This window comes from Cellulosimicrobium sp. E-16 (assembly GCF_049913115.1).
Classification (GTDB): domain Bacteria; phylum Actinomycetota; class Actinomycetes; order Actinomycetales; family Cellulomonadaceae; genus Cellulosimicrobium.
On record NZ_CP183974.1, the window covers coordinates 1,705,262 to 1,722,249 of the forward strand.

A 16,988-nucleotide genomic window follows, 5' to 3' on the forward strand; every position below is an offset into this window, starting at 1 on the left:
GTGGCGGACGGTGATGCTCCCGGCACGGCGTCCGACGCCGCCGAGCGCGGATCGGCGGTCGTCGACTTCACTCTCGTGTCCGTGCTGGTGCTCGTGCTGTTCCTCGGTGTCGTCCAGGTGGCGCTCGCGGTCCACGTGCGGGCGACGCTGGTGGACTGCGCCGCCGAGGGTGCTCGGGTCGCCGGCCGCGCCGACCGCGACCCGGAGGACGGGGTCGTCCGGGCGCGCGAGCTGATCACGGCCGCGCTCTCGCCGCGCTACGCGCAGGACGTCGTGGCGCGGCAGACGGTCGTCGACGGCCTCCCGGTCGTCGAGGTCACGGTCGCGGCGCCGCTCCCCGTGGTGGGACTTCTCGGTCCCGCGGGCGTGGTGACCGTCGACGGGCACGCGCTCGAGGAGGCGCCGTGATCCGTCGGCTGCGGGTGCTGCTCGCCCGGCTCACCGGGGGTGGGCAGCGGGCGGAGCGGGGGAGCGCGGTCGTGGAGTTCCTGGGCGTGGCCCTCGTGCTGCTGCTGCCGGTGGTGTACCTCGTGCTGACGGCCGGGCGGCTCCAGGCGGCCACGTTCGCGGTCGAGGGCGCCTCGCGGGAGGCTGCGCGGGCCGTCGTCACCGCGCCGTCCGCGGACGACGGCGCGCGGCTCGCCGAGGCGGCCGCCAGGCTCGCGCTCGACGACCAGGGCTTTCGGGCCGGCGCCGACGTGCTGGCGATCTCGTGCTCCGCCACGCCCTGTCTCGAGCCCGGGGCCGAGGTCGTCGCGCGGGTGAAGTTCGAGGTGCCGCTGCCGCTCGTCCCGCCGTTCGTCCGCGCAGCGGTGCCTCTCTCGGTCCCGGTCGAGGCGCGGCACGTCGCGTCCGTCGACGAGTACGCCGCGAGGCGGCCGTGACGCGCGCGGGTCGTGACCTGTCGCGGCGGAGGGTTCCGTCGGACGGGTCGGAGGACGGGCGGATCATGCTCCTCACCACGGCGTTCGTCGCGTTCGCGCTGCTGCTGGTCACGGTCGTGGTGAGCGCGACGCAGGTGCATCTCGAGCGCAAGCGGCTGTACGAGCTCGCGGACGCGCTCGCTCTCACGGCAGCGGACTCGATGGCACCTGAGTCGTTCTACACGGGCGCCGCCACCGCACCGGTCGAGAGCGGCGTCCTGACGCTCACGGACTCCTCGATCCGGTCGGACGTCCAGGACTACCTCGCGCGGAATCCCGGGGCGCTCGACGGTCTCCATGACGTCGTGGTGACGGACGCGTCGACCGCGGACGGGCGCACCGCGACGGTGAGTCTCGCCGCGCGGTCACGACCCGCGATGATCAGCTGGGTGACCCAGGCGTGGAGTGATGGCATCATCGTGCGTGCAGAGTCACGTGCCAGAGCGTGGTGAGCACCTGTTGCTGTTCGACGACGAGCATCCAGGAAGGGACGGTTCGCAACGACGCGTGAGCATGCCCCGCGCCTTTGTTTACTTTCTTAACTTTGGATGGCCACTTCTGGTTGGGACCTGTCAAAACCCCAGGTTCGCCGCTATGGTGATCCGGTCCGACAACAACTCCAACGATGGAGAGCTACAACATGAACGCACGAGCAACGAAGAAGCTCGTCGCCGGGGGTGCCCTCGGTGCGATGCTCATCGGCACGGTCGCCCTCGCGTCCGCTGCCTCCGCAGACCAGGTGGGCGACGACCAGGGTGTCGACGTCTCGGTCGAGATCGAGTCGAACGTCGAGCCGGGCAACCTCGCCCTCTCGGTCGCCTCGAACGCGACCTCGCTCACCGAGCAGGACTCGACGGTCGACGGCACCCGTGAGTTCACGGGCACCCTGCCGGACGTCACCGTCACCGACACGCGTACCGAGGTTGCCGAGGGCGCGTACTGGTACGTCGTGGGCAGCGCCTCGGACTTCACCGGCGACGCCGGCACGATCGCGGCGTCGAACCTCGGCTGGGCGCCGTCGCTCGTCAGCGAGAGCGAGAGCGGCCTCGTCGAGGCGGGCGAGGGTGTCGACCCCGCGCTCGAGGGTGGCGAGGGTCTTGCCGAGCAGGACCTCCTCGTGTCGGCCTTCGACTCGGCCGAGGTCAACCCGGAGGGCTCCTGGACCGCGAACGCGGGCCTCACGCTCCGCACCGCCGAGGACGTCGCCGCCGGCGCCTACTCCTCGACGATCACGCTCTCCCTCTTCGAGGACTGAGCACACCCGGTCCTCGTGACCTGACGGTCGGCCACGGTCGACCGTCGACCGAGCAGTCCACGGCGGGCCGCTCCACTCGTCCGGCTCCAGGTCGGATCGGGTGGGCGGCCCGCCGTCGTACGGAGAGAGCACCTGCGTGAACCCTGCACCACACCTGAGCCACCGACCGCGCCGGTTCGCCCGTTGGTTCGCCGCGGCCGGCGCGGTCCTCGTCGCGGCCCTCGCGCCTGCGCTGCCGGCAGGCGCCGCGACCAGCAGCACCCTGCCGCTCGACACCCAGGACGTCATCACCTGGGGGGTCAAGCCCGCAGACGCGGACGGGCCGGACGGACGCACCCGCGTCGAGCTGGTCCTCGACCCCGGGGCGTCGGCGTCCGAGCACCTCGCCGTGTCGAACTTCAGCGACGTTCCCGTGACCTTCTCGATCCAGGCTGCCGACGGGTACATCAACCCCAAGGGCCGGTTCAACATGCTGCCCTCCGACCGGGAGTCGACGGGAGCGGGGACGTGGATCGAGGTCCAGGACTCGGTCGAGGTGGCGCCCGACGCGACGGTCGTCGTGCCGTTCACCGTCGCCGTGCCGGACAACGCCACCCCTGGGGACCACGTCGCGGGCATCGCCGCGACGGTGAAGAGCACCGGCGAAGGAGAGGGCGGGACGAGCGTCGGCGTGGAGAGCCGCGTCGGCTTCCGCGTCTCGACGCGGGTCACGGGAGAGGTGCAGCCGCTCCTCGCCGTCGAGAACGTCAAGGCGTCCTACACGCCGTCGTGGAACCCGTTCGCGGCGGGCGACCTGACGGTCTCCTACGACGTCGCGAACGACGGCAACGTGCGCCTCGGCGCCGAGGGTGACGTCGCGACGACCGGCTTCTTCGGTGCGGTCTCCACCGACCGCTCGGCCGCGGACATCCCCGAGGTCCTGCCCGGCGGCTCGCAACGCTCTCGCGTCGAGACGTCGAACGTGTGGCCGCTCGGCCCGGTCCGTTCGACGATCACCGTGACGCCGACGACGGTGGACGACGACCAGGTCGACGCACCGCTCGAGCCCGTCACGGTCACCGTGACGACCTGGGCCGTCCCGTGGCCGCAGCTCCTGCTCGTCGCGATCGTCGTCGTCCTGATCATCGGTGTCCGCGACGACCGCCGCCGCCGGCGCCAGCGCCTGGAGGCCATGCTCGCGAGGGCGCGCGACGAGGGCCGCCAGCAGGCGGGGAGCGAGCCCGCGCCGTCGGGCACGGCCGCGCCCTCGGCCAAGGGCGAGCCGAAGGCCTGACCGCCCCTCGCCGTCGGGCCGGGTCTCCGGGCCCGACGGCGCGGACCGCGCGCGGGGTCGCGTAACCTTGAACCTCGTGGCCACCATCGACTTTCCGACCGAGATCAAGGCGCTGCGCAGCACGCTCGAGTCCATCGAGAGCGTGAGCGACCCGGAGGTGCTGCGCGCGAAGATCGCGGACCTCTCGGAGAAGGCGTCGGCCCCCGACCTGTGGGACGACCCGGACGCCGCGCAGAAGGTGACGTCGGCGCTCTCCGCGGCGCAGTCCGAGCTGGAGCGGGTGAGGAAGCTCGGACAGCGCATCGACGACGTCGAGACCCTGGTCGAGATGGGCCAGGAGATGGAGGACGAGGACACCCTCGTCGAGGCGGAGACCGAGGTCGGGGCGATCCGCAAGGACCTCGACCAGCTCGAGGTCCGTACGCTCCTCGCCGGCGAGTACGACGCCCGCGAGGCCGTCGTGACGATCCGCGCGGGTGCGGGCGGCGTAGACGCGGCCGACTTCGCGGAGATGCTCCTGCGCATGTACCTGCGCTGGGCCGAGCGCCACGGCTACTCGACCACGGTGCTCGACACGTCCTACGCCGAGGAGGCGGGGCTCAAGTCGGCCACGTTCGAGGTGAAGGCGCCCTACGCGTTCGGCCACCTCTCGGTCGAGGCGGGCACGCACCGCCTCGTGCGCATCTCGCCGTTCGACAACCAGGGCCGGCGGCAGACGTCGTTCGCGGCCGTCGAGGTCATCCCGCTCATCGAGCAGACGGACTCGATCGAGATCCCGGAGTCGGAGATCAAGGTCGACGTCTTCCGGTCCTCGGGACCGGGCGGGCAGTCCGTCAACACGACGGACTCCGCGGTGCGCATGACGCACATCCCCACCGGGATCGTCGTGTCGATGCAGAACGAGAAGTCGCAGATCCAGAACCGCGCCGCCGCGCTGCGCGTCCTCCAGTCCCGCCTGCTGCTCGTGCGCCAGGAGGAGGAGAACGCGAAGAAGAAGGAGCTCGCGGGCGACATCAAGGCGAGCTGGGGAGACCAGATGCGCTCCTACGTGCTCCAGCCGTACCAGATGGTCAAGGACCTGCGCACCGAGCACGAGGTCGGCAACCCGTCGGCGGTGTTCGACGGCGACATCGACGACTTCATCGAGGCCGGGATCCGCTGGCGACGCGGGTCGCAGCAGGAGGCCTGACCCGGCGCGAGCCCACCCGGGCGGTTGATCCGAGCAACGGGTCGATGCGCCCGGGCGCGGCGTGTCCGCCCCGCCGGGCCGGAGACGCGTGCCTACCCTCGGGATCGTGCGACGAACCTCGTTCGTCCACGGATCGACCCCCGACCCGAGGAACGTGCCGCTGTGATCCGCTTCGAGAACGTCACCAAGGTCTACGCGCGCGGCGCGAGGCCGGCCGTCGACGACGTGTCGATGGAGGTTCGCCGCGGCGAGTTCGTCTTCCTCGTCGGCGCGTCGGGCTCCGGCAAGTCGACGTGCCTGCACCTCGTCCTGCGCGAGGAGCGCCCGACCAAGGGGAAGGTCTTCGTCGCGGGCCGCGACCTCGGGTCGATGTCGAGCTGGAACGTGCCCAAGCTGCGGCGACAGATCGGGGTCGTCTTCCAGGACTTCCGCCTCCTGCCGAACAAGACGGTGTTCGAGAACGTCGCGTTCGCGCTCCAGGTCATCGGCAAGCCGCGGCACACGATCGCGATCACGGTGCCCGAGACGCTCGAGATGGTGGGCCTCGCCGGCAAGGAGAAGCGGCGTCCGCACGAGCTCTCCGGCGGCGAGCAGCAGCGCGTCGCCATCGCGCGCGCCATGGTCAACCGGCCGCCCATCCTGCTCGCCGACGAGCCGACCGGGAACCTCGACCCCACGACGTCGCTCGGCATCATGCGCCTGCTCGACCGCATCAACCGCACCGGGACCACCGTCGTCATGGCGACGCACGACGAGGAGATCGTCAACCAGATGAGGCGCCGGGTCATCGAGCTCGACACCGGCACGCTCGTGCGCGACCAGGCGCACGGCGCGTACGGGGCCCGGGGGCAGGTCATCCCCGACCCGGACCGCACCGCCCCGGGTGCTGCGACCGGCGCCGTGGCCGGCGCCATGACCGGCACTGCACCGGAGTCGGCGCCGACGACGACCGTCCCGCGCGCGCAGCCGGTCGCGGCCCGGCCGGCCGCCGAGGAGGAGCCGGCCGAGCCGCCGTCGCGACGCTCGGTGCGTCGCCACGTCGAGGCGACGGCGGGGGAGTGATCGGCGTGCGACTCCAGTTCATCCTCGCGGAGCTCGGCCAGGGCCTGCGGCGCAACGTCTCGATGACCGTCTCGGTCGTGCTCGTGACCTTCGTGTCGCTGACGTTCGTCGGCGCGTCCATGCTCCTCCAGGCGCAGATCGGCAAGCTCAAGGACGACTGGTACGACAAGGTCGAGGTGTCCGTCTTCTTGTGCCCGACGGGATCGCCCTCGCCGACGTGCGCCGCGGGCGAGGCGACCCCGGACCAGATCGCCGCGCTCGAGGACGTGTTCGAGTCCGAGCTCGCCGACGAGATCCAGACCGTGTACTTCGAGTCCAAGGACGACGCGTTCGCGGCGTTTCAGGAGCGGTACCCGGACGGCTACCTCGGCACGCAGCTCACCGTCGACGACATGCAGGCGTCCTTCCGGCTCAAGCTCACGAACCCGGAGAACTACGAGGTCGTCAACGACGTCGTCACCGGGCGCCCGGGGGTCGAGGTGGTCGAGGACCAGCGGCGCATCTTCGACTCGCTCTTCCTCGCGCTCAACCGTGCGTCGCTCCTCGCCGCCGGCCTCGCCGCGGTCATGCTCCTCGCCGCGGTGCTGCTCATCACGACGACGATCCGGCTCTCGGCGCTGAGCCGTCGCCGGGAGACCGGCATCATGCGGCTCGTCGGGGCGTCGAACCTGTTCATCCAGCTCCCGTTCCTCCTCGAGGGGGCGATCGCGGCCGTGCTGGGTGCGCTGCTCGCGGTCGGCGGGTTGTGGGTGGGGGTGAAGTACCTCGTCACCGACTGGTTGTCGCAGTCCGTGACGTGGGTGGCCTACGTCGACGAGTCGGACGTGCTCCGCATCGCGCCCGTCCTCGTCGGCATCGCGTTCCTGCTGGCGGCCGTGTCCTCGGTCGTCACGCTCAACCGGCACACGAGGGTGTGAGATGACCCGGGACCTCCGCCGCGCGACCGCGGCCCTGATCGCCACGACGATGCTCCTCGTGGGGGGTGTCGCGTCGGCCGCCGCCGACGACATCGACGACCGTCGCGCAGCAGCGGAACGGCGCCAGTCCGAGATCCTCGGCAACCGCGAGCAGCTCCAGTCCGAGCTCGAGGACACGGACTCCGAGCTCGCGCAGGCGGTCGTCGACCTCCAGGCGATCGAGGCACGACTGCCCGTCGCCCAGGCCGAGCTGGACGCGGCCGAGGCCGAGGTCGAGCGGACCCAGCGCGAGGCGGAGCTGCTCGCCCAGCGGCTCGAGGACGCGCTGGGGCAGGAGGCCGCGATCAGCGCAGAGATCGAGCGCGGCGCGACCGAGGTCGCCGACGCGAAGTCCAGCATCGCGGAGATGGCGCGTCAGGCGTACCGCGGTCAGGGCGACGTGTCGAGCCTCGGCATCGTCACGGGCGCGGAGAGCACCGAGGAGTTCATCGAGGAGTACGCGGTCTCGTCGACGGCGGCGCGCAGCCAGTCCCGTTCGCTGCAGGACCTCCTCGAGGCGGAGTCGGTCGCGCGCAACCGGGAGGCGCGCCTGCAAGCGGTGCGCGAGACGGTCGCCGACCTGAAGAAGCAGGCGGACGAGAACCTCGTCGCTGCGGAGGCGGCACGCAAGGCCGCGGCGGACCGCAAGGCCGAGGTCGAGCAGCTCATCGTCGACCAGCAGGCGAAGAAGGCGACGATCGAGGAGCGCAAGGCCGCGGCCGAGGCGAAGGTCGCCGAGAACGAGGCGGCCCAGCAGTCTCTCCAGCAGGAGATCAAGGGGATCATCGCCGAGCAGGCGGAGCGCGACCGCAAGGCCGCCGAGGAGGAGGCGCGGCGCCAGCAGCAGCAGCAGTCGTCCGGCGGCGGCGGCGGGTCGTCGGGCGGCGGTGGCGGCGGAGGAGGCGGTGGCGGGTCCTCGTCCGGGGGCGACCGGGGCAGCATCTCGAGCTTCCTGTCGTACCCGACCGCGGTGCCGCACGTGACGTCGAGCTACGGGATGCGGCTCCACCCGATCCTCGGGTACTACCGCCTGCACGCCGGGACCGACCTGCGCGCCTACTGCGGGACACCGATCATGGCGGCCGGGCCCGGGACGGTCGTCCATGCCCAGTGGCGCAACGGCTTCGGCAACCAGGTGCTGATCAACCACGGCACGGTCGGAGGCAAGAACCTCATGACGAGCTACAACCACCTCACGCGCTTCGCGGTCTCCTCCGGGCAGAAGGTCGAGAAGGGCAAGGTCATCGGCTACTCCGGCAACACCGGGTTGTCGGGGGCGTGCCACCTCCACTTCGAGGTGTACGTCAACGGGTCCACCATCGACCCGATGTCGGTCCTGGGCTGACCGGCGTCCGCTCGAGCCCGGCCGCGTCGTGCGCCGCTGCCCGACCCGCGGCGTCCGGCCGCGGGGGATAATCGGTACCGGGCGTGGCCGGGCACCCGTACGCTGGGGCGCCGGCACGACGGCGGCCCCGCACCCGGTCCGCGGGTCCGGGGGCCATGCACCACGGGCGACGACACGACAGCGAAGGACGGTAGGACACGGATGGCGAAGGACACCGGCCGCAAGGTCGTCGCCAGCAACCGCAAGGCACGCCACGACTACGTGATCGAGGACGTGTACGAGGCGGGGATCGTCCTGTCGGGCACCGAGGTCAAGGCGCTGCGGATGGGGCGGGCCTCGCTGGTCGACGGCTACGTCGCCGTCGACCGGGGCGAGGCCTGGCTCGAGAACGTCCACATCCCCGAGTACACCGAGGGCACGTGGAACAACCACGCACCGCGTCGCAAGCGCAAGCTGCTCCTGCACAAGGAGGAAATCCTGCGCCTCGAGTCCAAGACGCGCGAGAAGGGCCACACGATCGTGCCCCTCGCGCTGTACTTCCTCGACGGGCGGGCCAAGGTCGAGATCGCGCTCGCCCGCGGCAAGAAGGAGTACGACAAGCGCCAGGCCCTGCGTGAGAAGCAGGACAACCGCGAGGCGCAGCGCGCCATGCGGCAGCGCGAGCTGCGCTGACCCCGGGCGCCTCCTGGCCGACGACGGCCCCACCCGCTGGTGACGTCGTCGCCCCCGACGTACGGTCGAGGGCGAGACGACGACCACGAACCAGGAGGCCCCATGGTCAAGCTCCGTCAGTACATCCCGCGCCTCGCGGCGGGCGCGTACATCCTCAACTCCGGCCTGAACAAGCGCGGCGCGGACGAGGCGACCGCGCAGGGGATCCACGGCATGGCGGCGGGGACCTACTCGTTCCTGGGGGACGTCGAGCCGAAGCAGTTCACCAAGGCGCTCTCGACCACGGAGATCGCGCTCGGCGCGGCGCTCGTCGCCCCGTTCGTCCCCACCGGGCTCGTGGCCGTGGGCCTGGGCGTCTTCTCGGCAGGGCTCGTGGGCATGTACCTGAAGACCCCGGGCATGACGCGCGAGGACGGGGTGCGACCGACCGAGCAGGGCACCGGGCTCGCGAAGGACGTGTTCCTCCTCGGGATCGCGGGCGGTCTGCTCGTGGACGCCCTGAGCCGCAAGAAGTAGCCGCCGGCGTCGCGAGCCGGGCCGCGTCCGGGAGGTGCGGAAATATCGGTGCGGCGACCGACGTTCATCCCGTAGGCTTGTCCTGCTGAGCGAGGACCGGGTCCGCCCGGGAGCCGCGCGGTGATTGACAACTCCACAGGGGGTGATCGGTTTCGACGGTGGTCGTGCTTCGAGGAGAAGCGGGCCGAGGATGCAGGCTTATCTCGTAAACGATGTCTGCAAAACACAGGTGCCGATAACAAGCGCACCGACTTCGCCCTCGCCGCCTGAGCGAGCCCCGAAGTCCGTCAGCCCGAGCTAGCTCTCGACTCGGATCCTGGCGTCATCTAGAGAGCCACTGCTCGTAGTCCTCGTCATCGGGGCTGCGGGGACTTTCAGGTGACTGAGCCCGTCCGCATCTTGTCTGCGTGAGTGCGGGGGCCGAGAAAAACGACAGCAGACTGCGCCCGGAGAAGTCCTCGATCGGCGTCACCGGACCGGGGTTCGATTCCCCGCACCTCCACCCCTGCGGCGACGGCCCGCACCCCTCGAGGGTGCGGGCCGTCGTCGTCCCGGCGGGCTGTTCGTGGCCCGAGACGGGTTGCCCGTCACCACCCGTGCTGCGCCCAGGCGGCGGCCGCCTCCTCGCCGTCGAGCCACTCGACCCGCAGCCGGCGCCCCCGCACGACGAGGCCGTCGCCGTCCTCGCGGGGGAGCGGCGGCGCCTCGGGGTCGTCGCTGTACAGGTCCTCCGCCAGGGCCGGGTCGGCGCCGTCCAGGTGGGCGCGCCACTGGACGCGCGGCTCGGGGTTCACGTGCCGCGGGAAGGCGTGAGGCCCCACGGTGTCCCAGTGCGTGCACACGCGCGTCACGAGGTGCCCGACCGGTCGCGGCTCGCCGTCGTCCGGGTCGTGCCAGAGGCGGGCGACGCGCCCGGACGACGAGGTCTCGGCGATCGTCGGGTCAGTCATGGGTGGACGCTCCGACGAGCGGACCGCGGCTCGCGGCGGGAGCGTCGGGGGCGTCGTCGGGCCCCGGGCGGTCGGCGCCGGCTGGCGGCGTGCCGCCGTCCTGGGCTCGCCGCCGGAACCGCCGCAGGACCCAGCGCACGACGAGCAGCACCACCCCGGCGACCACGAGCCACGGGAGCAGTGCGCCGAGGACGACGACGAGCCCGTTGAGCGTGGTGAGCAGGGCGTTCCAGCCGTTCTGAAGACCCCCGAGGAAGCCGCCGGGGGCGAGCCGCTCGGTCGGCGCGACCTCCACGACGGTGACGTGGAGGGTCGACATCGAGACCTGGTCCGTGAGCGCCGCTCGCTGCGACTGGAGCGACTCCAGCTCGGCCTGTCGTGTCGTCAGCTCCTGCTCCGCGGCGAGCAGGTCCGCGGTCGTGGCGGCGTCGCCCATGAGCGTGCGCAGCCGTTCCACGGACGTCGTCAGGGCGTCGACCCGGGCGTCGAGGTCGCGCGCTGTCCCGGTCACGTCGACAGCCTCGATCGAGAGGTCGCGCACCTCGCCCACCTGGTCGAGGGCGTCGACGGTGGCGGTCGTCTGCGTCGACGGCACCCGGATCGTCAGCTCCGCTGACGCGCGCGCGTCGCCCTCGGGCTCCGACTGCCGCCGGCTCTCGACCCGGCCGCCCGCGCTCTCCGCGAGGTCGGCGACCGCGTCGGCCGCGACCGCCGGGTCGTCGGCCACGACCGTGACCGACCCCGTGGTGACGATCTCCCGCTCCGCCGCGGTGCCGGCGTCCTCGTCCCCCGGGGCGACCCCCGAGGACGCGTCCTCGGCGGCGTCCGCGACGCCGCCCTCCGCGACCTCCGAGACCGCGCCGCCGTCGTCCGCGGAGAGGGACGCCATGTCGCCCGAGGACGCGGAGCAGCCCGCCAGGAGAGCGCCGCCGAGCAGGAGCGCCGCGACGACGGCGAGGGGGCGAGTGGTCCGCATGCTGCGAGAGTAGGGGGCCAAGCGTGCGAACCGGACACCGCGCGCGACATCGTGACCGTCTTGTGAACTGGTCGTGATCCAACCGCAGCGTGCCACTCCGGACCGTGGACGGCGGCGCGGTCCCCGGCTCCGGCACGGCAGGATGGGCGCGTGCTCGTGTGCTGCGGTCTCGTGACCCTCGACGTCGTCCAGGTCGTCGACGCGCTGCCGCGACCCGACGAGAAGGTCGTCGCGCGGTCCGTCGCCGCCACCTTCGGGGGGCCGGCGGCCAACGCCGCCGCGACCGCCGTCGCGCTGGGCGTCCCGACGCGGCTCGTCACCGCCGTCGGAGGCGGGCCGCTCGCGGAGGTCGTGCGTCGCGAGCTCGCGGACTGCGGGATCGAGCTCGTCGACGCCGCGGCCGGGACGAACGGCGGGCGCCTCGCCGTCTCGACCGTGCTCGTCACGCGGGCCACCGGAGAACGGGCCGTCGTGAGCACGAACGCGTCCGGGTTCGACGACCTCGCGGGTCGCGCGGTGGCGGGCGGCCCCGGGTTCCTCGACAGCATCGGGCCGGGCGACGTCCTGCTGCTCGACGGGCACCTGCCGGGCCTCGCGCTCGCGGCGGCGCACCAGGCGCGCGAGCGGGGCGCGGCCGTCGTGCTCGACGGCGGGTCGTGGAAGCCGGACGCCGCGGAGATGATCGGCTCGTGCGACGCGGTCGTGGTGTCGGCGGACTTCCGGCCACCGGGGGTCGGTGCGGGCGACGTGCTCGCCGCCGTCGCGGCGCTCGGTCCGCGGTTCGTCGCCCGTACCCGCGGTCCGGGTCCGGTCGAGGTGCTCGACGCGGGGGAGCGGTACGACGTCGCGGTGCCCGAGCCGGAGCGCGTCGTCGACACGCTCGGAGCGGGGGACGTGGTCCACGGGGCCTTCGCGGCGGAGGCCGCGCGCGGCGCGTCGTGGCGGGTCGCGCTCGAGCAGGCCGTCGTCGTCGCGTCGCGCTCGGTGGAGCACCCCGGCGCGCGGGGCTGGGTCGGCGTGGCGGGCTCGCCCTGACGCGGACCGCCGGGTCGACGGGCCGCCCCGCACGGGACCCAGGTCCCGTGGTGAGGGCCGATCGGCAACATTTCGGTCACGAAGCCGCGAGGAAGTTGACAGCCACTTAGTAAAGGCAGTCTACTAACAAACATGACAACGGCAGTCACCGGGACCGGAGCACCGAGGAGGCGTCTGAGCACAGGGCTCAGGCCGACCTCGAAGGTGCTGCCCGAGCACGCTCGGGCCCACAACCGGTCCCTCGTGCTGCAGCATCTGTTCCACGAGGGACCCACCTCGCGCGCCGACCTGGCGCGCGCCACGTCCCTCACTCGTGTGACCATCTCCGACCTTGTCTCCGTGCTCATCGCCGAGGGCCTGGTGGAAGAGCTCGGCGTCCGCCCGGGCCAGCGTGTCGGCAAGCCGGCGATCCTCGTCGGGATGCGCACGAGCGCGTACCAGATCGTCTCCGTGGACCTCACCGACGACGAGGTGCTGCGCGGCGCGGTCCTCACGCTCACCGGCGACTTCGTCGTCCGGCAGAGCCTGGCGGTCGACGGGCGCACCGGCACCGAGCTGGTCGACCTCCTCACGCGCTTCTGCCGCGGCCTCATCGCGTCCGCCACCCAGCCGGTCATCGGCGTGGGGATCGGCTCGCCCGGCGTCGTCGACGCCGAGGGACGCGTCATCGAGGCGCCCAACCGTCGCTGGTACGACGTCCCGCTCGCCGCGCAGCTCACCGAGCGGCTCGGCCTCGCCGTCCACGTGGCCAACGACGCGAACATCGCCGCGCTCGGCGAGTTCACGTTCGGTGGCGCGGCCGGCGACGGGCTGCTCGTCCTCACTGTGGGCGAGGGTGTGGGCGCCGGGATCATGGTCGACGGCGCACGGGTGCGCGGGCACGCGGACGCGGCCGGCGAGCTGGGTCACGTGACCGTCGTCGACGACGGCGAGCCGTGCGCCTGCGGGCGCCGTGGCTGCCTGGAGACCGTCCTGTCCGTGCCGGCGCTGCGCCGCGCGGTGGACGGGCTCGACACCGAGGCTTCCGACGCCGTCCTGGCGTCGGTGGGCAGGACGCTGGGCATCGCTCTGGCACCTGTCGTCAGTGCGCTCAACCTCGCGGAGGTGCTCGTCAGCGGTCCTGCGGACCTGCTCGACGGGCCCCTGCGCGAGGCGGCGTTCGAGACCATCCGCTCCCGCACGATGCCGGTCATCGGCAGCGGGCTCCAGGTGCGGATGGCCACGCTCGACGAAGACGTCGTCCTTGCCGGGGCAGCCGTCCTCGTCCTGTCCGGACAGCTGGGGGTCTCATGAGCCGACGCCGCTCGGACTGACCCCCACCGCCCGACCGGGGCCGGGCCCCGACCCAGCCCCCCAGACCTCCTGGGAACCCCAGAGCAGCATCCCCAGGAAAGCAGTACCCCTGCACGTGCTCTATTACGCAGGACTCCTGCCACACCTCCGGTGGCGTCATCGACGCCGCCACCAAGAAACACCGAGAGGAAGCACCCAGTGAAGAGGAACCGTCTCGTCGCCGCCTCCGTGGCGTCGACGATCACCCTGGCGCTCGCGCTGACCGCCTGCAGCACCGGCGGCGGGAGCGACGACACCGGCTCGGACGAGGCCGCCACCGGCGACATCCGCGTCTGGCTCAACGGCTCGGACACGCCCGACGCCGCTCGCGAGTACCTCAAGACGACCTTCGAGGAGGAGAACCCGGGCAGCACCCTCACGATCGAGGAGCAGTCCTGGACCGGCCTCGTCGACAAGCTGACGACCTCGCTCTCGGGCTCCGACAGCCCGGACGTCGTCGAGGTCGGCAACACGCAGTCCCCGGCGTTCACCTCCGCGGGCTTCTTCCGTGAGATCACGGAGGAGGAGTTCCAGTCCTTCGGCGGCGACGACCTGCTCCAGGGCTTCGTCGAGGCCGGCGACTGGGACGAGAAGCACTACGCCCTGCCCTACTACGCGGGCTCGCGCGCCGTCTTCTACTCGCCGTCGGCCATCGGCTCGGAGATCACCGTCCCGACGACGCTCGACGAGTACGTCACGCTGGGCAAGTCGCTCAAGACCGACACGCGCTCGGGCGTCTACTGGCCCGGCCAGGACTGGTACAACGCGCTCCCGTTCGTGTGGGAGAACGGCGGCTTCATCGCCGAGCAGAACGACGCCGGCGAGTGGGAGGCGGGCTTCTCCTCCGAGGGCGGCCTCGCCGGTCTCGCGCAGGTCCAGGACCTCATGCTCAACGCGTCGCTCGCGCCGAAGGACGGTCAGGAGACCGACCTCCAGGTGCCGTTCTGCGAGGGCAACGTCGCGTTCCTCTCGGCGCCGACGTGGATCCAGTGGTCCATCAACGCCCCGGAGGAGCCCGAGACGCCGGACGGCGTCCCCGGCTGTGCCTCGACCTACGGCGCCGACCTCACGGCCTTCCCGCTCCCGGGCAAGGAGGCCGGCACGACCGCGCAGGTCTTCGCCGGTGGCTCGAACATCGCGGTGGCGCAGAAGTCGAACAACCCTGAGCTCGCGTTCAAGGCGTTCGAGATCATGATGAGCGACGAGTACCAGACGATCCTCGCTCAGAACGGCCTCATCCCGGCCCGCGTCTCGCTCTCGAGCGAGGTCCCGCAGGACAACCCGATCGCCCAGGCCGGCGTCGCCGCCGCGGCGAACACGCGCCTCACCCCGCCGTCGCCCAAGTGGGCCGATGTCGAGGCGCAGAACGTGCTCCAGACCGCCTTCACGCGGATCGCGAACGGTGACGACGTCAAGACCGTCGCCGCTGACCTGGACGCGAAGATCGAGGAGATCCTCAACAGCTGAGCCCGACCGGTGGCGCTCGGCCAGTCCGGGCGCCACCGGAGGCTCGAGCCGTCAGGGGTGGGGTCTCCTTCAGGGAGCCCCACCCCTTCCCATGACGGGCCCGTCGGCACGTCTCCGCGCACCACCGCGCACCCCTGACGGAGTGAGGAAATGAGCTCAACCACCCTCGAACCCCGCACCGAGCGCTCCGGCGCGCCCGTGCGGCCCCCCAAGAAGCGGCGTCCACCGGTCCTCCCCTGGACGCTCCTCGTCCCCAGCCTCGTCGTGCTGGGGGTCCTGGTCGGGTACCCGATCGTCCGACTGATCGTCATGTCGTTCCAGGAGTACGAGCGGGCCCAGCTCATGGGCCAGCCCGCCGAGTGGGTCGGCTTCGACAACTACGTCCAGGTCCTCACGGACGTCGACGGCTTCTGGACCGTGCTGCTGCGCAGCTTCGTCTTCATGGTCGTCTGCGTCACGCTGACGATGGTCCTGGGCACGCTCATCGCGCTGCTCATGATGCGGCTCGGCAAGGGCTTCCGCCTGCTCGTCTCCGTCGGGCTGCTGCTCGCCTGGGCCATGCCGGCCCTCGCCGCGACGATCGTCTGGGGCTGGATCTTCGACACCCAGTACGGCGTGATCAACAACGTCCTGACGAAGATCACGGGCGACAACTGGATGGGCCACTCCTGGCTCCTCAACCCGCTCCAGTTCTTCCTCATCGCCACCATCATCATCGTGTGGGGCGCGATCCCGTTCGTCGCGTTCACGATGTACGCCGGCCTGACGCAGATCCCGGGCGAGGTGCTCGAGGCCGCGCAGCTCGACGGCGCGGGCCCGTTCCAGCGCTTCCGGCTCATCATGATCCCGTACGTGCGCAGCATCATCACCGTGCTCATCGTGCTGTCGATCATCTGGGACCTGCGGGTGTTCACACAGATCTACGCGCTCCAGGGCGTGGGTGGTGACCGCGAGAAGACGAACACGATCGGCGTGTACATCTACCAGATGGGTATGGCCCAGGGGCACTACGGGCTGGCCGGCGCGATCTCGGTGATCTTCGTCTTCATCATGCTCGGCATCTCCTTCTACTACGTGCGCCAGACGATCCGGGAGGAAGAACTGTGAGCGCCATCTCGACCACCCCCCGGGCCTCGGTGCGGCACGCCTCGGCCGCGGGCAAGCCTGCGCCGCGCAAGAGCCGCGAGACGCAGCGCAAGAAGGCCGCCAACGTCGGCTTCGCGATCATCGCGATCATCGTCTTCGTGGCCTCGGTCTTCCCGGTCTACTGGATGATCAACACGTCGTTCCTGCCGTCGAGCCTCATCCGCGGCACGGACCTGCACTTCTTCCCGACGCCGGACGTCTTCACCCTCAACAACTACGTGTCGGCGTGGACCGACACGTCGCGAGCCCCGCTGCCGCCGGCGATGGGGAACTCCATCATGGTGACGTTCTTCACGCTCATCATCGCGATGGTGCTCGGGTTCCTCGCGTCGCTCGCCGTGACGCGGTTCCGGTTCCAGGGCCGCCGCGCCTTCATCATCGCGATCCTCGTGGTCCAGATGATCCCGGGCGAGGCGATGATGATCTCGATCTTCCGGATCATCGACGGCTGGCAGATGCTCAACACCGTCGTCGGTCTGGGCATCGTCTACGTGTCCGGCGTGCTGCCCTTCACGATCTGGACGCTGCGCGGGTTCGTCAACGGCGTTCCCGCCGAGCTCGAGGAGGCCGCCATGATCGACGGCTGCTCGCGCGGCAGGGCGTTCTGGAAGATCACGTTCCCGCTGCTCGCGCCCGGGCTCGTCGCGACGGGTGTGTTCGCCTTCATCCAGGCGTGGAACGAGTTCGTCATGGCCCTGATCATCATGCAGCGCCCCGAGTCGATGACGCTGCCCGTGTGGCTGCGCACCTTCCAGCAGGCGACGCAGGCGACCAACTGGGGAGCGCTCATGGCGGGTTCGGTGATCATCGCTGTGCCCGTGGTGGTCTTCTTCCTCATCGTCCAGGGTCGGATGACCGGTGGCCTCGTCTCGGGTGCGGTGAAGGGCTGAC

At 71.4% G+C, this 16,988-nt stretch carries 17 protein-coding genes, 1 other RNA gene and 1 pseudogene; 17 read left to right on the plus strand and 2 right to left on the minus strand.

The window, feature by feature from the left end; genetic code table 11:
• The 12 genes and pseudogenes from ACN9MS_RS07430 to ssrA all read left to right on the plus strand — a co-directional run bounded on the left by ACN9MS_RS07430 (nt 1) and on the right by ssrA (nt 9,696).
• Nucleotides 1-408 (plus strand): TadE/TadG family type IV pilus assembly protein, encoded by a 408-nt coding sequence (locus ACN9MS_RS07430; RefSeq protein WP_426311360.1) that lies wholly within the window; start codon nt 1-3, stop codon nt 406-408.
• Complete coding sequence (locus tag ACN9MS_RS07435) at nt 405-884, plus strand: pilus assembly protein (protein WP_426311361.1); 480 nt, start codon at nt 405-407, stop codon at nt 882-884. Before ACN9MS_RS07430 ends, ACN9MS_RS07435 begins: the two co-directional genes overlap by 4 nt.
• Before the next feature lie 65 nt (nt 885-949).
• Nucleotides 950-1,375, plus strand: a complete 426-nt coding sequence (locus ACN9MS_RS07440; RefSeq protein WP_378232039.1) for a hypothetical protein — start codon at nt 950-952, stop codon at nt 1,373-1,375.
• 188 nt (nt 1,376-1,563) lie between these two features.
• Nucleotides 1,564-2,178 (plus strand): hypothetical protein, encoded by a 615-nt coding sequence (locus tag ACN9MS_RS07445; RefSeq protein ID WP_378232037.1) that lies wholly within the window; start codon nt 1,564-1,566, stop codon nt 2,176-2,178.
• A 136-nt stretch (nt 2,179-2,314) separates the two neighbouring features.
• Nucleotides 2,315-3,451 carry a hypothetical protein gene (locus tag ACN9MS_RS07450; RefSeq protein WP_426311362.1) on the plus strand — a complete coding sequence of 379 codons (1,137 nt, stop codon included), beginning with the start codon at nt 2,315-2,317 and terminating at the stop codon, nt 3,449-3,451.
• Nucleotides 3,452-3,527: 76 nt separating this feature from the next.
• Nucleotides 3,528-4,640 (plus strand): peptide chain release factor 2, encoded by a 1,113-nt coding sequence (gene prfB, locus ACN9MS_RS07455; RefSeq protein ID WP_378232033.1) that lies wholly within the window; start codon nt 3,528-3,530, stop codon nt 4,638-4,640.
• Nucleotides 4,641-4,802: 162 nt separating this feature from the next.
• A pseudogene (ftsE, locus tag ACN9MS_RS07460) lies at nt 4,803-5,483 on the plus strand (cell division ATP-binding protein FtsE); the annotation flags it as partial.
• Between the two features lie 224 nt (nt 5,484-5,707).
• Entirely contained in the window at nt 5,708-6,619 is a 912-nt protein-coding gene (gene ftsX, locus ACN9MS_RS07465; protein WP_047234060.1) for a permease-like cell division protein FtsX, read from the plus strand.
• A gap of 1 nt (nt 6,620) precedes the next feature.
• Nucleotides 6,621-8,003, plus strand: a complete 1,383-nt coding sequence (locus ACN9MS_RS07470; RefSeq protein WP_426311363.1) for a peptidoglycan DD-metalloendopeptidase family protein — start codon at nt 6,621-6,623, stop codon at nt 8,001-8,003.
• A gap of 201 nt (nt 8,004-8,204) precedes the next feature.
• Complete coding sequence (gene smpB / locus ACN9MS_RS07475) at nt 8,205-8,675, plus strand: SsrA-binding protein SmpB (protein ID WP_047234045.1); 471 nt, start codon at nt 8,205-8,207, stop codon at nt 8,673-8,675.
• A gap of 102 nt (nt 8,676-8,777) precedes the next feature.
• On the plus strand, nt 8,778-9,191 hold the full coding sequence (locus ACN9MS_RS07480) for a hypothetical protein (RefSeq protein WP_047234046.1): 414 nt from the start codon (nt 8,778-8,780) through the stop codon (nt 9,189-9,191).
• Nucleotides 9,192-9,329: 138 nt separating this feature from the next.
• Nucleotides 9,330-9,696, plus strand: a transfer-messenger RNA (tmRNA) gene (gene ssrA / locus ACN9MS_RS07485).
• An 82-nt stretch (nt 9,697-9,778) separates the two neighbouring features.
• Here ssrA and ACN9MS_RS07490 read toward each other — a convergent pair.
• A complete protein-coding gene (locus ACN9MS_RS07490; protein WP_426311364.1) occupies nt 9,779-10,141 on the minus strand; it encodes a hypothetical protein in 363 nt (120 codons plus the stop codon).
• A complete protein-coding gene (locus tag ACN9MS_RS07495) occupies nt 10,134-11,117 on the minus strand; it encodes a DUF4349 domain-containing protein (RefSeq protein ID WP_426311365.1) in 984 nt (327 codons plus the stop codon). Before ACN9MS_RS07495 ends, ACN9MS_RS07490 begins: the two co-directional genes overlap by 8 nt.
• A gap of 171 nt (nt 11,118-11,288) precedes the next feature.
• Between ACN9MS_RS07495 and ACN9MS_RS07500 the strand changes: the two genes are divergently transcribed.
• From ACN9MS_RS07500 to ACN9MS_RS07520, 5 genes are all read left to right on the plus strand, one after another.
• Entirely contained in the window at nt 11,289-12,152 is an 864-nt protein-coding gene (locus ACN9MS_RS07500; protein ID WP_426311366.1) for a PfkB family carbohydrate kinase, read from the plus strand.
• A gap of 132 nt (nt 12,153-12,284) precedes the next feature.
• Nucleotides 12,285-13,445 carry an ROK family transcriptional regulator gene (locus ACN9MS_RS07505; protein WP_082141568.1) on the plus strand — a complete coding sequence of 387 codons (1,161 nt, stop codon included), beginning with the start codon at nt 12,285-12,287 and terminating at the stop codon, nt 13,443-13,445.
• Nucleotides 13,446-13,643: 198 nt separating this feature from the next.
• A complete protein-coding gene (locus ACN9MS_RS07510) occupies nt 13,644-14,951 on the plus strand; it encodes an extracellular solute-binding protein (RefSeq protein WP_426311367.1) in 1,308 nt (435 codons plus the stop codon).
• Nucleotides 14,952-15,101: 150 nt separating this feature from the next.
• The gene (locus tag ACN9MS_RS07515) at nt 15,102-16,058 is read left to right on the plus strand and encodes a carbohydrate ABC transporter permease (RefSeq protein WP_426311368.1); all 957 of its coding nucleotides are present in this window, start codon (nt 15,102-15,104) and stop codon (nt 16,056-16,058) included.
• Nucleotides 16,055-16,987 (plus strand): carbohydrate ABC transporter permease, encoded by a 933-nt coding sequence (locus ACN9MS_RS07520; protein WP_426311369.1) that lies wholly within the window; start codon nt 16,055-16,057, stop codon nt 16,985-16,987. Before ACN9MS_RS07515 ends, ACN9MS_RS07520 begins: the two co-directional genes overlap by 4 nt.
• Nucleotide 16,988 lies beyond the last annotated feature (1 nt).

Bases quoted from the DNA above. Each gene is read 5' to 3' on its own strand.
- ACN9MS_RS07440 (WP_378232039.1), top strand. From the start codon at position 950: ATGCTCCTCACCACGGCGTTCGTCGCGTTCGCGCTGCTGCTGGTCACG.
- ACN9MS_RS07445 (WP_378232037.1), top strand. From the start codon at position 1,564: ATGAACGCACGAGCAACGAAGAAGCTCGTCGCCGGGGGTGCCCTCGGT.
- ACN9MS_RS07470 (WP_426311363.1), top strand. From the start codon at position 6,621: ATGACCCGGGACCTCCGCCGCGCGACCGCGGCCCTGATCGCCACGACG.
- smpB (WP_047234045.1), top strand. From the start codon at position 8,205: ATGGCGAAGGACACCGGCCGCAAGGTCGTCGCCAGCAACCGCAAGGCA.
- ACN9MS_RS07480 (WP_047234046.1), top strand. From the start codon at position 8,778: ATGGTCAAGCTCCGTCAGTACATCCCGCGCCTCGCGGCGGGCGCGTAC.
- ACN9MS_RS07490 (WP_426311364.1), bottom strand. From the start codon at position 10,141: ATGACTGACCCGACGATCGCCGAGACCTCGTCGTCCGGGCGCGTCGCC.
- ACN9MS_RS07495 (WP_426311365.1), bottom strand. From the start codon at position 11,117: ATGCGGACCACTCGCCCCCTCGCCGTCGTCGCGGCGCTCCTGCTCGGC.
- ACN9MS_RS07505 (WP_082141568.1), top strand. From the start codon at position 12,285: ATGACAACGGCAGTCACCGGGACCGGAGCACCGAGGAGGCGTCTGAGC.
- ACN9MS_RS07515 (WP_426311368.1), top strand. From the start codon at position 15,102: ATGAGCTCAACCACCCTCGAACCCCGCACCGAGCGCTCCGGCGCGCCC.